Here is a 15,065-nt window from a genome sequence, read left to right as displayed (position 1 = left end):
GCGGGCCGGCCGGCGGTGGTCACTGCTCCGGCTGGTACGGGTGGGCGATGAGCACCGGGCAACGGGCGTGGTGCACGAGCGTCTGGCTGACCGAGCCGAGCAGCAGCCCGGCGAAGCCACCCCGACCGCGGGATCCGGCCACCACGAGCGCCGCGTCCCCGGTCGCCTCGATCAACGCCTGGTCCGCCTTGGGCGCGACGATCAACCGCTCCTGCACGGTCAGTCCCGGGCGACTTCCGCGCGCCGCCGCACCGGCGGTGGCGAGCAGGGCCTCGGCCTCCCCGGCGTCGTCGCCGTCGTCGGCGACGTGCACCAGCACCAGCGTTCCACCGCGCCGGCCGGCCTCCTCGGCGCCGTAACCGACGGCGAGTTCGGCCGACTCCGAACCGTCCACACCGACCAGCACCGGCCCCTCGGTGGGCAGCGGACGGTCGGGCGGGCGGATCACCAGCACCGGGCAGTGCCCGTGCGCGGCGATCTGGGTGCCGACCGAGCCGAGCAGCAGCCCGGCGAAGCCGCCCAGGCCCCGGCTGCCCACCACCACCAACTCCGCCCGGCGGGACTCCTCGACAAGCGTCGCACCCGGTCCGCCGGCCACCTGACGCACCTCGACCGTCAGCCCCGGCCACCGGTCGACCAGCTCGGCGGCGGTCTGTTCGAGCATCTTGCGGCCGTCCTCCGACGCCGCCGGCACACCCACCTCGTACGGGTTGATCGGCACGCCGTAGCCGAGCGGGTGCAGGTATCCGTGTACCAGGTGCAGCGGGCGGGAACGCCACACCGCCGCCTGTGCCGCGTGCTCCGCGGCCACCAGGCTCGGCGGTGATCCGTCCACCCCCACCACGACAGGTCGGGTCATCGTCACTCCATGGGTCGGTCAGGGTTCATTGTCGACGCGTCCCGCCGCCGGCACGCGTCGACACACCACCGGTCAGGTCCCCTCGACCGTACGCAGCTTCCGGACGATCGCCAGCGGGCAGTGGGCGTGGTGCAGCACGGCGTGGCTGACCGAGCCGAGCAGCAGCCCACCCAGCGCGCCACGTCCCCGCGCGCCGACCACCACCAACTGGGCGGTGCGGGACTCCTCCACCAGCGCCCGGCCCGGGGAACCGCGCACCAACCGCCGCCGCACCGGCACCTCCGGATACCGCTCGGACCAGCCGGCCACCGCCTCGGCGAGGACGCGCTCCTCCTCGTCCCGGAAGGCGTCCAGGTCGTAGACCAGGGGCAGGATGTCACCGGGACCGACCGGCGTCGGATAGAGCCAGGCGTGCACCGCGACCAGCTCGGTGCCGCGCCACGCCGCCTCCTCGAAGGCGAACCGGACGGCCTCCTGGGACAGCTCCGAACCGTCGACGCCGACCACCACGGGCCCGTCCGCCCGCGACTCGCCCCGCACCACCAGCACCGGTCCGTCGGCGTGGGCGCTGACCTGCACGGCCACCGAGCCGAGCAGCAACCCGGCGAAGCCGCCCAAGCCACGGTTGCCGAGGACGACAAGCGCCGCGTCCCGGGCCTCGGCGAGCAGGACGCTGCTCGCCGACCCGTCGACCACCTCGGCGGTCACCGCCACCTCAGGGGCGACCTTTCCGGCCTCGGCGACGGCGTCGGCGAGGTGCCGCTCGGCCTGGTTGCGTAGCCCACCATCGGCCGGCGCGCCCGGCGCGGGACCCAGCGGCACGCCCATCAGCGGCCAGATGAACGCGTGCACGACGCGCAGCGGACAGCGCCGGTACGCGGCCTCCGCGCGGCGGCGCGCACCGCGTGCAGGGCGATCTCGGAACCGTCCACGCCCACCACGACGGGGGCGCCGGTGTTGCTGGTCATCGCATCTCCTTCTCGACTCCGCTGTCAGCCTCGCGTACCGACGGCGTCAGGGTGGACAGATCGGTGCCCGACGTACGCCGGGTCAGCCGCAGCGCCAGGCCGGGCAGGACGCTCACCGCGGCACAGGCCAGCAGCTCGGTGACGCCGAGAACCTCGGTGCCGAGCAGCTCCCGCAGCGGCGGCAGCAGCACCCCGGCCACCTGGAGCAGCGCGGAGGCGGTGACCGCGAGCGGCAGCGCCAGGTTGCTCCGCCGCTGTCCGGCCGGTCGTGGTGCGCGGACCGCCAGCGCGACCCCGAGCTGCGCCAGGCCGAGAACGATGAAGATCACCGACTGCCAGGGCCGGTCCCAGTGGGCGGCGAGCACGCCCGCGCCCAGGGTCACCGCCGCGATCAGCGCGCCGCCGACCAGGATCTGCCGGCCCAGCCCCGCGCCGAGCACCGACTCCTGCGGCGAGCGTGGCACCCGCCGCAGGGAGCCCGGCTCGGCCGGTTCGGCGCCCAGCGCCACCCCGGGCACCCCGTGGGTGAGCAGGTTGATCCAGAGGATCTGGGCCGGCAGCAGCGGCACGGGCAGGCCGAACAGCGGCCCGAGCAGCATCACCGCGATCTCGGCCACCCCACCGGAGAGGGCGTAGCGCAGGAACCGGCGGATGTTGTCGTAGATCCGGCGACCCTCACCGATCGCGGCGGTCACCGTCGACAGGTCGTCGTCCACCAGCACCAGGTCGGCCGCCTGCCGGGCCACCTCGGTACCGCCACCCATCGCCACCCCGATGTCGGCCCGGCGCAACGCCGGCGCGTCGTTGACGCCGTCGCCGGTCATCGCCACCACATGCCCCCGGGACTGCAACCCGGCGATGATGTCGAGCTTCTGCTCCGGCTGCGTACGCGCGTACACCCGGGTCGCCGGTGGTGCCGCGGCGGGATCACCGTCGTCGCCGCGTACCACCGGGTCGCCCTCGCTCCACAGCCCCAGCTGACCGGCGATGGCCGCCGCGGTGGCCGGATGGTCGCCGGTGACCAGCACCAGCCGCACGCCGGCGTCGGCGAAACCGTCGGCGATGTCCGGCGCCGCGGCTGCGCACCTGGCGGATCGCCGACGGCGACCAGACCCAGCGGGCGCAACCCCTCGGGATACCGGGGTCGGCCGGCGCGGTGTCCACCACGGCGGCGGCCAACGCCAGCACCTGCAGCCCGGCACCGGCCAGCCGGTGCGCCGCGGCGGTCAGGGCGGCCAACTCGTCGGCGTCGGCGTCGAGCAGCGGCGCGGTGAGCACGTTCTCCGGGGCGCCCTTGCACACCACCAGGTAGCGACGGTCGCAGGAGCGGTGCACCGTGGTCATGCGGCGCAACTGCTGGTCGAAGGGGTGCTCGGCGACCCGGGGCCAGGCGTTGCAGGTGGTCTGTGGATCCAGGCCGCAACGGGCCGCGAAGGCCACCAGGGCCGCCTCCAGCGGATCGCCCACCGCACCCCACCGGGGTCGCTGCTCGGTCGGCGGGGCGAGGGTCGCGTCGTTGCAGAGCAGCCCGGCCCGGGCCAACCGACGCAGCTCGTCCGGCACCGCCACCGGCGCGCCGTCGCGGTGCACCGTGCCGTGCGGGGCGTACCCGCTGCCGGTGACACCGAAGACGGCACCGTCGCCGGTGACCGCCGACTGCACGGCCATCCGTCCCTCGGTCAGGGTGCCGGTCTTGTCCGAGGCGATCACGGTGACCGAGCCGAGCGTCTCCACCGCGTGCAGCCGGCGGGGGATCGCCCGGGCCGCCGCCATCCGACGTGCCCCCAGCGCCAGCGCCAGCGTCACCACCGCCGGCAGCGACTCCGGCACCGCGGCGACCACCAGGCTCACCGCGGTGACCGCCATGTCCACCAGGGGGCGACCGCTGAGCACGCCGACGGCGAAGACCAGCCGGACAACACCACGGCGACGACGCCGAGGAACCGGCCGAGCGAGGCGAGGCCGGCGTTGCAACGGGGTCGCCGTCGGCCGGGTGCTGGCCGCCAGGGTGGCGATCCGGCCCAGCGCACTCGTCGCGCCGGTGCGCACCACCGTGCCGACGGCCTGACCGGTGGTCACCACCGTGCCGGCGCTGGCCTCCTCGCCCGCCGCCCGGGACACCGGTACCGACTCGCCGGTCAGCGCCGACTCGTCCAGGTGCAGCCGGCTCGCGTCGTGCAGCAGCAGGTCGGCCGGGACCACGTCGCCGGCCTCGACCCGGACCAGGTCGCCCCGGACCAGATCGGTGGCGGGCAGCACCGCGTCCCGGCCGTCCCGCACCACCCGGGCGGTCGGTGCGGCGAGCTGGTCGAGCGCGGCGATGGCCCGGTCGGCGCGTACCTCCTGCACCACCCCGATCGCCGTGTTCACGGCGACCACGAGCAGGATCACCACGGTGTCGGGGTAGTCCCGCAGCACCGTGGTGACCACGGCGGCGGCCAGCAGCAGGGCGACCAGGGGGTCGGAGAGCTGATGCAGGATCCGGGTCGCCAGATGTCGGCGGGGCGGTGCGGCGGCGGCGTTGGGGCCGTCCGCCTGTAGCCGCCGGGCGGCCTCGGTCGAGCTGAGCCCGGTTGCAGGTGCCGTCACGACGATGCTCTCCCCGCGTACGTCACCGTCCGCGACCTGGACCTGTCCGGTCACCGTCCGCTCCGCCCTGTGTATCGGGCGCACCCCGACGGCCCGCCCCTTCCGACACCAGCCTCGCCGAGGCCGGCGCCGCCCGGCAGGGGCGATCCGCCCGCGCGCCTCGGGACCAACGGCCCTGCCGGCCCTCCCACGTCGGTGACGCCGGCACGCTGCTCACCCGGGGCCGGGTACCGACGGCCCGGCCGACGTCGTGCACGATCCGTGCAACATCGGTGACGGTGCTGCCTGCGTCCGAGGAGGAGGCAGCACCGTCACCGGAAGTGCTTCGCCGGGGCCGAAGTCAGCGTTCGGCGACCAGCCGGTGGGCCCGGAGCAGGCGGGCCCACCAGGCGGGCGGCCCGCGGCGGCGGTGTGCGGACGCCCCGGAAGCTGACCCAGCCGCCCGGTCCCATGCTCAGCCGACCGACGGCGGGTGGTCGCCGCCGGCCCAGCGCCGTGACGCCGGCGGTGACCAGTCCGACGGTCAACACCCCCGCCGCGGCGACCAGCAGCCGGTCGGATCGGTAGCGGCCGGTACCGGACGCGCCCGCCGGTGGCGACGAACACGCCGACCGGACGTCCGTCGCGGGTCACCGGCACCAGCGCGGCCGGCGGCGTGCCGGGCAGCTCAAGCACCGGCCCGACCGACAGCGGCACTGCCGGCTGCGGCGCTGTTTCCGGGGCCGGTCGGGGCTGGGCCAGCGGCACCGACCCGGTGGCATTGAAGATGGCGGTCATCTCGGGTACCTCCTATCGGGCGTCGGAGCCGACGCAGTCCGGTGCCACCGCGGCCCGGCCGGCGGCCAGGCGGGCGATCGGCACCCGGTACGGCGAGCAGGAGACGTAGTCGAGTCCGGCCTCGGCGAAGAACTCCACCGACTCCGGGTCACCGCCGTGCTCGCCGCAGACCCCGACCGTCAGCCCGGGTCGCGCCGCGCGGCCCTCGGCCACCGCCAGGCGGACCAGCCGGCCCACCCCGGCGACGTCGATGGTCTCGAACGGTGACGCCTCGACGATGCCCCGCTCCAGGTAGTCACCGAGGAACGAGCCCTCCCCGTCGTCGCGGGAGAACGCCCACGTGGTCTGGGTCAGATCGTTGGTACCCAGGGAGAAGAACTCCGCCTCGCCCGCGATCGCCCCGGCGGTCAGCGCCGCGCGCGGCGTCTCGACCATCGTGCCGACCGGGATCGGCGGCGCACCCGGCACGGTGGCCAGCACGTCGGCCACCTCGGCCCGCACCGCGGCCAGCTCGTGCACGTCGACGACCAGCGGAACCATGATCTCCGGGCGCGGGTCGCCGCCCTCGGCCACCCGCCGCGCCGCCGCCTCGGCCACGGCCGGACCTGCATCGCGAACAGGCCCGGCACCACCAGACCCAAACGGACCCCGCGCAGGCCCAGCATCGGGTTGCTCTCCTGCATCCGGCGGACGGCGGCCAGCAGCACCGCGTCGCGACCCGGGTGCTGCCCGAGCGCCTCCGCCCGGGCCACCCGCGCAGCCAGTTCGGGCAACGGGGGGAGGAACTCGTGCAGCGGCGGGTCGAGCAGTCGGATGGTCACCGGCAGGCCGTCCATCTCCGCGAGGATCGCGACGAAGTCCTCCCGCTGCAACGGCAGCAGCTCCGCCAGCGCGCCGTGGACCTCATCCAGGCCGTCGGCCAGGATCAACCGCTCCACCAGGGCCCGGCGGGCACCGAGGAACATGTGCTCGGTCCGGCACAGCCCCACCCCGTCCGCGCCGAGCGCCCGCGTCGCGTCGACGGGAGTGTCGGCGTTGGCGCGTACGCCGAGCCGACGCACCGAGTCGGCGTGCCGCAGCAGCCGGTCCACAGCCGAGACCAGCCGGTCGGACTCCGGCGCCAGCTCACCGGCGAGGTAGCGGGTCACCGGGGAGGGGCGCACCGGCACCTCGCCGAGATAGATCCGCCCGGTGGTGCCGTCGATGGAGATGAGGTCACCGGCCCGGACCGTGGTGTCGCCGACCCGGAACTCGCCGTGCTCCGGGTCGATTTCCAGTGCCTCCGCCCCGCAGACGCAGGTGCGCCCCATGCCCCGGGCGACCACGGCGGCGTGCGAGGTCTTGCCGCCCCGGGCGGTGAGGATCCCGGCGGCGGCGATCATGCCGGGCAGGTCGTCCGGGTTGGTCTCCCGGCGGACCAGGATCACCGGCCCGTCCGCCGCGGTCGCGGCGGCGTTGTCGAAGACCACCCGGCCGGCGGCGGCCCCGGGCGAGGCACCGACGCCCGTGGCGAGCGCCTCGGGGGTGGCCTGCGGGTCGAAGGTGGGGAACATCAGCTGGGCCAGTTGGGCCCCGCTGACCCGGGTCAACGCCTCGTCCCAGCTGATCAGACCCTCGTCGGCCAGTTGCGCGGCGATCACGAACGCCGCCGCCGCGGTCCGCTTGCCGACCCGGGTCTGCAACATCCACAACCGGCCCCGTTCGATGGTGAACTCCACGTCGCACAGGTCCCGGTAGTGCCGCTCCAGGGTCGTCATGATTCCGGTCAGCCGCCGGTAGCTGGCCGGGTCGAGCCGGGACAACTCGTCCAGCCCGACCGTGTTGCGGACCCCGGCCACCACGTCCTCGCCCTGGGCGTCGGACAGGTAGTCGCCGTACACGCCGGGTGCGCCGGTGGCCGGATCGCGGGTGAACGCCACCCCGGTACCCGAGTCCGGGCCCAGGTTGCCGAAGACCATCGCCATCACGTTTACCGCCGTGCCCAGGTCGTCGGAGATGTGCTCGCGGCGTCGGTAGAGCACCGCCCGGGAGGCGTTCCACGACTCGAAGACCGCCCGGATCGCCAGATACAACTGCTCGTGCGGGGCCTGTGGGAAGTCGTGGCCGACCCGGTCGGCGAACACCTTCTTGTACGTCTCGACCAGCCCGTGCAACTGCTCCGCGGTCGGCCCGTCCGGCCCGGCGGTGGCCCGCAAGGCGTCCAGTTCCCGGTCGAACTCCTCGGCCGGCACGCCGTGCACCGTCCGACCGAACATCTGGATCAACCGGCGGTACGAGTCCCAGGCGAACCGCTCGTCGCCGCTGATCCGGGCCAGTCCGGTCACGGTGGCGTCGTTGAGCCCGATGTCCAGGATCGTCTCCATCATCCCGGGCATCGAGTAGCGCCCGCCGGAACGGACGGCCAGCAGCAGCGGCTCGGCCGGGTCGCCGAGCCGCCGGCCCAGCCGCACCTCGACCTCCCGCAGATGAGCGTTCACCTCGTCGAACAGCCCGTCGGGCACCGCCTTGTCGGCGAGGTACGCCCGGCAGGCGTCGGTGCTGACGGTGAAGCCGGGCGGCACCGGTAGCCCGAGCCGGGTCATCTCGGCGAGGTTGGCGCCCTTGCCGCCGAGCAGGTCGGCCATCTCCCGGCCACCCTCGATGAAGTCGTACACGTACCTGGTCATGACCGGGCCTCCACTTCGCCGTCGATGCCTCTGCCTCGTTGGTAGCAACACCGCCGCTGGCGGGGTCAGGGCCGAAAGCCGATCCGAACCGGGTCGGTGGTCCCCAATCGGAACGCGTATGGTCGGCCGGTGACCCATGACCTGCGGCTGCGCCCGGTGCGTGAGGACGACCTGGTGGAGTTCTTCACGCACCAGCTCGACCCGGAGGCCAGCCGGATGGCCGCGTTCGGCGCCGCGGACCCGACGGACCGGCGGGCGTTCGCCGCGCACTGGGTCCGCATCCTCACCGGCCCGGACAACCTGGCCCGCACGGTGACCGTCGACGGCACGGTGGTCGGTCACGTGCTGGCCTTCCCGGTCGGCGACGAGTTCGAGGTCAGCTACTGGATCGACCGGGCGCACTGGGGCCGTGGCTACGCCACCCGCGCCCTGACCGCGCTGCTGCGGGAGGTCACCCGCCGGCCACTGTTCGCGCGGACGGTCACCGACAACGCCGCGTCGCTGGCGGTGCTGCGCCGCTGCGGCTTCGTCGTCCGGGGAACCGACCGGGCGTACGCCCCGGGTCGCGGTCACGACGTCGACGAGTACGTCCTGGAACTGCCGGCCGCACCCGACACCGACCCGGCGTGATCCGCCCCTGGCACCCGGCCTGACCAGGGCAGCGACTACCCTCGCGGGGTGAACTGGCTGGAACTGGTCGGCTGGGCCGGCTCCGCGTTGCTGGTCTGGTCGTTGCTGCAGACGCGCATTCTGCGGCTGCGCGCCCTCAACCTGGTCGGCTGTGCCGTCCTGATCGGCTACAACGCCACGATCCGGGTGTGGCCCATGGTCGGGCTGAACGTGGTGCTGGCCGTGATCAACATCTGGTACCTGCGGCGGCTGCTCACCACCCGCCACGACGAGCAGACCTACCAGGTGGTGCAGGTGGGTGCCGACGACGCGTTCCTGGCCCACACGCTGCGGGAGCACGCCGCCGACATCGCCCGGTTCAACCCGGGTTTCCGTCCGGACCGGCCGGTCGATCGTTCGGCCTTCCTCGTGGTACGCGCCGACGAGGTCGTCGGTGTGGTGCTGGTCCGCGACGTCGGAGACGGGGTGGCCCAGGTCGACCTGGACTACGTCACCCCACCGTTTCGTGACTTCACCCCCGGCGAGTTCGTCTACCGGCGCAGCAGCCTGTTCACCGACCGTGGGTTCCGTCAGGTGCTGAGCCCGCCGGGCATGATCGCCCCGTACTACCACCGCCTCGGGTTCCGCCGCGCGGGGGAGTCGTACGTGCTGGACCTGCCGGCGCCGGCGCTGCCGCAGGGCTGAGCGCGCCCCCGCCCCACCTGGTGATGATTCACCGCCGGAGCGAGTGGGCATAGGCTCCGCTACGCCGGCGGGGCCGCCACCGGCGGCGCCACGGGGCGTGGTCCAGCGAGGGAGAACCAGGCGTGCAGAGCTACTGGAGCCAGCTGGCCCTGGTCGCGGTCCTGATCGTGGTGAACGCGATTTTCGCCGGCAGCGAGCTGGCGCTGGTGTCGTTGCGCGACAGCCAGGTCCAGCGACTGGAACGCAGCGGGCGCACGGGTCGGGTGCTGGCCCGGCTGGCCCGCGATCCGAACCGGTTCCTGGCCACCATCCAGATCGGCATCACGCTTGCCGGGTTCCTCGCCTCGGCCGCCGCCGCGGTGTCACTGGCCAAGCCGCTGGTTCCCCTGCTGGACGGCGTCTTCGGCCGGGCCGCCGGCCCGATCTCCGTGGTCCTCGTCACGCTGGTGCTGACCTTCGTCACCCTGGTCTTCGGTGAGCTGGCCCCGAAGCGGATCGCCATGCAGGTCCCGGAGCGGTGGGCGCTGCTCGTCGCCCGTCCGCTGGATCTGCTCGCCGCCTTCACCCGGCCGGTCGTCTGGGTGCTCGGTGCCACCAGCGACCTGGTGGTACGGCTGGTCGGCCTAGACCCCAAGCCCGAGCGGGACGAGATCAGTCCGGACGAGCTGCGCGACATCGTGGCCGGCCACCACGGCTTCACCAAGGAGCAGCAGACCATCATCGCCGGCGCGGTGGAGATCGCCGAGCGCAGGCTGCGGGCGGTGCTGGTGCCGAGGCTGCGGGTCTTCTGCCTGGACAGCGGCACCACCGCGGAGGCCGCCCGACTCGTGCTGGCCGCCTCCGGGCACTCCCGCGCGCCGGTGGTACGCCACGGCGGCCTGGACGACTCGGTGGGCGTCATCCACCTGCGGGACCTGGTCGGCGTCGGTGACGATCAGCCGGTCGACGAGTACGCCCGCCCGCCGCTGCTGCTGCCGGATTCGGTGCCGGTGGTCGACGCGCTGCGCCGGTTCAAGGCCGAACGCCAGCACATGGCCCTGGTGGTCGACGAGCGCGGCGCCGTCGAGGGCATCGTCACCCTGGAGGACATCCTCGAGGAGATCGTCGGGGAGATCTACGACGAGACCGACCGGGATGTCGGTGCGGTCCGCACCGACGCCGACGGGGCACTGCTGCTGCCGGGCACCTTCCCCGTCCACGACCTGCCCGACATCGGCGTGGAGCTGCCCGGGCGGCCGGACGGCGACTACACCACCGTGGCCGGGCTGCTGCTGGCCGGTCTCGGCCGGATCCCCCACGCCGGGGAGCAGCTCACCGTCGACGGCTGGCGGCTGGAGGTGACGCTCGCCGACGACCGCGCGGTCTCCGGTGTCCGGCTGCGTCGTACGGCAACGGGACCCGCGGACCCGGACGCTGCCGAGACGACCGGGCCGGCAGCGCCGGAGGAGCCCGAGGCGCAGCCGGACGACGCGGCGGGCCCGCCGGCCGACTCCCCGTCGGTGCTGGACGGCACCCGGCACTGAGAAACCGTGCCGGCCGCCGGCGCAGCCACGCACGGCCTGCTCAGGCAGGATCCGGGTCGGCGTCGTGCGGCCGACCCGGATCGGGCCGACCAGGCAGCGGTGGGTCCAACCGCACCCGGTGCACCGGCACCTGCCAGGTGCTCCGAGCGAGCAGTCGGGCCAGCGCGCGGATCGCCCAGGGGCCGGACGGGTGCCGTTGCGGACCGATGAGCCGTCCACTCAACCGGCCGTACCAGTGCCGGGTGACGACCAGGTCGGTCAGCCGCAGCGGGCCGTCGGCAGGGCCGCGCAGCACGAGGTCCACCACCCGACCCACGCGCCGGCCCTGAGGGTCGTACGCGGTACGCCCCAACAGGTCACCCGCTCGCACGGTGCGCTCCCGGAATCCGATCGATCACGTGCCGGCGCAACCACTGCTCCACCGGCGAGGTGGGCAGTTCGTCGGCCCGCACCCGCAGCCACACCGCACTGTCGACCCGTTCGACGAGCGCGTACGGGATGCGTAGCGGCGCCATCGGCCGGTCCGTGACGAATCGCTCGGCGGTCAGCACCAGCATCCGGCCGAGGCGACCGCCGACCCGCTGCCCGAGCGCGCCCGGCCCGCTGAGCAACGACCGCAGGTACGGCACCCCGTCCGCGTCGAGCGCGAACTCCACGTCGTCGACCTTGCCGATCAGCCGCCCGTCCCGGTCGACCAGTTGCCGGTCGAGCAGCTCCTGGCTGATCTGGATCCTCACTGGCCCATCCTCGTACCGATCGCCAGCGGCACGGCGACGATCGAGGCGGCGAGGATGACCAGCAACAGCACCGCGCCCAGCAGGTTGAGAGCTCGGCCGTTGACCCGGTCACCGAGGTACGTGCGGTCGTTGGCGACCACCAGGATCGGCAGGTAGATCAGCGGTAACGCCACCGCGCTGATGATCAGCATGTATTCGGTGAGGGTCACCGGGTCGACCGTGGTGAGCAGGATGAGCACCCCGAGCAGCACGCTTACCAGCAGCACCGTGTGGAAGCGGGCCGCCTCGTGCGGGCTCACCCGTTTGCCCCACTGCCAGCCGAAGTACTGCGCGGCGGCGTACGCGGCGGACAGACCGGTCTCCAACGCGGCACCGAAGGTGACCGCGAAGAACGCCAATGCGGCCACGGCCAGGCCGGCCGAGCCGAAGGCCAGCACCACCGGCTGCGCGACCTGGTCGAGGCCGTCCACCGACAGGCCGGCGGGACGCAGCACCACCGTCGCCGTGGCGATCAGGGACAGCGCGAGGAAGCCGCCGATCGGAAAGCCGACGAGCACGCCGAAGCGGGCGTCGGCCAGGTCGGTGGCGCTCCACCGTTCCTCGACCCCACCTGAGGAGAAGAAGAAGACCTCATACGGGCTGACCGTCGAGGCGAACAGCGCCACCGCGACGAACCAGTACGCCCCCCATCCCTGACCCGAGTCGCCAGGTGTCACCGCACCGCGGCCGAGCGCCGCCCAGTCGGTCGGCAGCCAGAACAGGGCGACGGCGAACACCACCAGGGCGAGTCCGGCCAGCCCGAAGACCCGTTCCATCACCGGAAACCGCATCCGCCACAGCACCAGCCAGACCGCGATCCCGGCGACCGGCACCCAGAGCAGGTACGGCACGCCGGTGGCCAGCCGCAACGCCAGCGCCACCCCGCCCAGTTCGGCGGCCAGGGTGATCACCGTGACCAGGTACGACGCCACCAGGTTGAGCAGTGCCATCCGTGCGCCGAGCCGCTCCCGGACCAGGTCGAACACCGCCCGCCCGGTCACCGCCGCGATCCGTCCGGCCATTTCCGCGTACGCGCAGATGGCGACGACCCCGAGCAGCAGCACCCAGGTGTGCCCCATGCCGAAGCGGGCCCCGGCCTGACCGGCGGCGACCAGGTCGCCGATGTCGACGAAGCCGCCGACCGCGGACAGGATGCCGAGCGTGGCGGCGAGAAGCTTCCTCACGTCGGCGGTGCGGGCTCGGTCATCGACGCGACGATAACGCCGCGAAAGCCGCCATCTACCCGAAACCGCCTTCAGCGCCGCTCAGGCATGGCGGCGACGATGAGCGGCGGTCGGGGTGCGCCCGGTTCCGGGCCGACGGTGTTCTACCCGCCCTGTCAGTCGGCGGTCGGGTAGAGGTTCTGCAGGCGGACCTGGCCGCGGGCGACCAGCCGCCCGTCCGCGTCCGTGATCTCCACCTGCCACAGTTGCTGACTCCGCCCCCGGTGCACCGGGGTGCCGACCGCGACCAGCTCACCCTCGCCCACGGCCCGTAGGAAGTCGGTCTGGTTGGACACCCCGACCACCCGCCCGCGCTCACCCAGCCAGACACCGGCCCCCAGGCTCGCCGCCGTCTCCACCACCGAGCAGTGAACCCCGCCGTGCAGGATGCCGTACGGCTGGTGCAGCTCCGGGCGGACCCGCCAGCGGATCGTGACCCGGTCCCCGCTGATCTCGTCCAACTCCAGTCCGAGCAGGGCGAAGAAGCCACCCGACATCGTCGACACGTCCACGGCCACCTCCACGATCTTGGACTCGTCAGCCTAGTGCCGGTGCCTGTCGCCGGAACCCGGTAGGGCCGGACCGGGCTGATGGGGGACAATCGGTGACCGTGACCGACAGCACCCTCCCGCCGGTCCGGCGGGACTCCCTAACCGATGACCTGCGCTGGCGGGGTCTGCTCCAGGACTCCACCGATCCGGACGAGCTGCGCACGCTGCTCGACGGCCCGGGAGCCGCCTTCTACGTAGGCTTCGACCCGACCGCGCCGAGCCTGCACGTCGGCCACCTGATGCAGGTCACCACCGCCCGTCGCCTCCAACTCGCCGGGCACCGGCCGCTGCTGCTGGTCGGCGGGGCGACCGGTCAGATCGGCGATCCGAAGGAGAGCGCGGAACGGACCCTCAACCCGCCGGAGGTCGTGGCGAGCTGGGTGCAGCGGATCCGTGACCAGCTCGCGCCCTTCGTGTCGTACACCGGGGACCATGCCGCCCGCCTGGTCAACAACCTGGACTGGACCGGCGAGATGTCGGTGGTGGAGTTCCTACGTGACGTGGGCAAGCACTTCCCCGTCAACCGGATGCTGGCCCGTGAGGTGGTCCGGGCCCGGCTGGAGAGCGGGATCAGCTTCACCGAGTTCAGCTACCAGCTGCTCCAGGCCAACGACTTCTTCGAGCTGCACCGGCGGCACGGCTGCCAGCTCCAGTTCGGTGGCTCGGACCAGTGGGGAAACATCACCGCCGGAGTCGACTACGTCCGGCGACGCGGGCTCGGGCCGGTCCAGGCGTTCACCACCCCGCTGGTGACCAGGTCGGACGGCTCGAAGTTCGGCAAGACCGAGGGCGGCGCGATCTGGCTCGATCCCGAGATGACCAGCCCGTACGCCTTCTACCAGTTCTGGATCAACGTCGACGACCGGGACGTGGGCCGTTACCTGCGCTACTTCAGTTTCCGCAGCCGGGAGGAACTGGAGGAGCTGGAGAAGGAGACGGCGGAGCGGCCGGCGTCCCGGGCCGCTCAGCGCGCTCTCGCCGAGGAGTTGACCACCCTGGTGCACGGTGAGCGGGAGATGGCACAGGTGGTAGCGGCCAGTCAGGCGCTCTTCGGTCGGGGCTCACTTGACGAGCTGTCGGCGGTGACGCTGCGCGCCGCCCTCACCGAGGCCGGACTGGTACGCCTCGCCGACCTGCCGGACGTGGCCACCCTGTTCAAGGAGTCCGGCCTGGTGCCGAGCATGAAGGAGGCCAGGCGGGTGATCGCCGAAGGCGGCGCCTACGTCAACAACGTCCGCGTCGTCGCGGCGGACGCTGTGGTCTCGCCGGCGGATCTGCTGCACGACAGGTACCTCGTGCTCCGGCGGGGCAAGCGCTCCTTCGCCGGTGTGGAGGTCGAGTCCTGACGCTGCCCGGCAGGTGTGACGCGGGACGCGCCCGACGGATTTGACGATCAATCCGCCGGGCGCGTAACTTTCTCTCTGCCAGCGCGGAACGGACGAACGGGGCGAAAGCCTCAGGCCGGAGTGCAGGTAGACCTTTCGGGCCAAGAGGCTACGGCCAGGCGCTCGAACCGGGTGGTGCCCCAGATTCGTCGGGAGGCGGATTTGGCGGGGCGAAACCGACCGGGTATGGTTGACGACCGGCAGGGCCCCAGGCGCGCTCGCGGGAGACCGCAACGGCTGGCCTGCCACAACCACGACAGGAATGGCGAGAGCCGGCTTGATCGTGGTGCCCGGAGAAATGGGTGGAAGTTGCGACAGACCGATGCAAGTCGGTTTGACACGACAGAAACCAGCGGGTAACGTAGTAAAAGTGCCCGGTGCGGTTGTGGTCGGGTTGTGGTGCCCCGGATGGTGGCCTGTGGTGGGTTGTCTGA

11 protein-coding genes and 2 pseudogenes are annotated in these 15,065 nt (G+C 73.1%); 4 read left to right on the top strand and 9 right to left on the bottom strand.

Features of this window, described 5'->3' with window-relative positions; all coding sequences use genetic code 11:
• Window positions 1-19 precede the first annotated feature (19 nt).
• The 5 genes and pseudogenes from ENC19_RS00060 to ppdK form a co-directional block, all read right to left on the bottom strand.
• Window positions 20-865: a universal stress protein gene (locus ENC19_RS00060; RefSeq protein WP_164445127.1), complete on the bottom strand. Its 846-nt coding sequence runs from the start codon at window positions 863-865 to the stop codon at window positions 20-22.
• Between the two features lie 66 nt (window positions 866-931).
• A pseudogene (locus tag ENC19_RS00055) lies at window positions 932-1,827 on the bottom strand (universal stress protein).
• Window positions 1,824-2,864: an HAD-IC family P-type ATPase gene (locus ENC19_RS29735; protein WP_328824121.1), complete on the bottom strand. Its 1,041-nt coding sequence runs from the start codon at window positions 2,862-2,864 to the stop codon at window positions 1,824-1,826. The pseudogene ENC19_RS00055 and the gene ENC19_RS29735 overlap by 4 nt, the downstream one beginning before the upstream one ends.
• A complete protein-coding gene (locus ENC19_RS31165; protein ID WP_328824120.1) occupies window positions 2,755-4,470 on the bottom strand; it encodes an HAD-IC family P-type ATPase in 1,716 nt (571 codons plus the stop codon). The genes ENC19_RS29735 and ENC19_RS31165 overlap by 110 nt, the downstream gene beginning before the upstream one ends.
• Window positions 4,471-5,205: 735 nt before the next feature.
• Window positions 5,206-7,859: pseudogene (gene ppdK / locus ENC19_RS00045) on the bottom strand (pyruvate, phosphate dikinase).
• A 129-nt stretch (window positions 7,860-7,988) separates the two neighbouring features.
• Between ppdK and ENC19_RS00040 the strand changes: the two are divergent.
• From ENC19_RS00040 to ENC19_RS00030, 3 genes are all read left to right on the top strand, one after another.
• Window positions 7,989-8,489: a GNAT family N-acetyltransferase gene (locus tag ENC19_RS00040; RefSeq protein ID WP_164445126.1), complete on the top strand. Its 501-nt coding sequence runs from the start codon at window positions 7,989-7,991 to the stop codon at window positions 8,487-8,489.
• Between the two features lie 48 nt (window positions 8,490-8,537).
• Window positions 8,538-9,173, top strand: a complete 636-nt coding sequence (locus ENC19_RS00035) for a YgjV family protein (protein ID WP_164445125.1) — start codon at window positions 8,538-8,540, stop codon at window positions 9,171-9,173.
• A 122-nt stretch (window positions 9,174-9,295) separates the two neighbouring features.
• Complete coding sequence (locus ENC19_RS00030) at window positions 9,296-10,696, top strand: hemolysin family protein (protein WP_164445124.1); 1,401 nt, start codon at window positions 9,296-9,298, stop codon at window positions 10,694-10,696.
• Between the two features lie 40 nt (window positions 10,697-10,736).
• Here the strand turns inward: ENC19_RS00030 and ENC19_RS00025 are convergent, their stop codons facing one another.
• The 4 genes from ENC19_RS00025 to ENC19_RS00010 form a co-directional block, all read right to left on the bottom strand.
• Window positions 10,737-11,066: a PRC-barrel domain containing protein gene (locus ENC19_RS00025; RefSeq protein ID WP_164445123.1), complete on the bottom strand. Its 330-nt coding sequence runs from the start codon at window positions 11,064-11,066 to the stop codon at window positions 10,737-10,739.
• Window positions 11,053-11,433 carry a hypothetical protein gene (locus ENC19_RS00020; protein ID WP_164445122.1) on the bottom strand — a complete coding sequence of 127 codons (381 nt, stop codon included), beginning with the start codon at window positions 11,431-11,433 and terminating at the stop codon, window positions 11,053-11,055. Before ENC19_RS00020 ends, ENC19_RS00025 begins: the two co-directional genes overlap by 14 nt.
• Window positions 11,430-12,656: an NRAMP family divalent metal transporter gene (locus ENC19_RS00015; RefSeq protein WP_164445121.1), complete on the bottom strand. Its 1,227-nt coding sequence runs from the start codon at window positions 12,654-12,656 to the stop codon at window positions 11,430-11,432. The genes ENC19_RS00020 and ENC19_RS00015 overlap by 4 nt, the downstream gene beginning before the upstream one ends.
• Window positions 12,657-12,811: 155 nt before the next feature.
• Window positions 12,812-13,192 (bottom strand): PaaI family thioesterase, encoded by a 381-nt coding sequence (locus ENC19_RS00010; RefSeq protein ID WP_166457921.1) that lies wholly within the window; start codon window positions 13,190-13,192, stop codon window positions 12,812-12,814.
• A gap of 107 nt (window positions 13,193-13,299) precedes the next feature.
• Here ENC19_RS00010 and tyrS point away from each other — a divergent pair, with 107 nt between their 5' ends.
• Window positions 13,300-14,592 (top strand): tyrosine--tRNA ligase, encoded by a 1,293-nt coding sequence (tyrS, locus tag ENC19_RS00005; RefSeq protein ID WP_373688871.1) that lies wholly within the window; start codon window positions 13,300-13,302, stop codon window positions 14,590-14,592.
• Window positions 14,593-15,065 lie beyond the last annotated feature (473 nt).

Source organism: Verrucosispora sioxanthis, from assembly GCF_010560025.1.
In the GTDB taxonomy this organism is placed as follows: domain Bacteria; phylum Actinomycetota; class Actinomycetes; order Mycobacteriales; family Micromonosporaceae; genus Micromonospora; species Micromonospora palythoicola.
Note: the sequence above shows the minus strand (reverse complement) of the source record. Positions and strands in the feature narration are given on the sequence as shown.

Bases quoted from the DNA above. Each gene is read 5' to 3' on its own strand.
- ENC19_RS00010 (WP_166457921.1), bottom strand. From the start codon at position 13,192: ATGTCGGGTGGCTTCTTCGCCCTGCTCGGACTGGAGTTGGACGAGATC.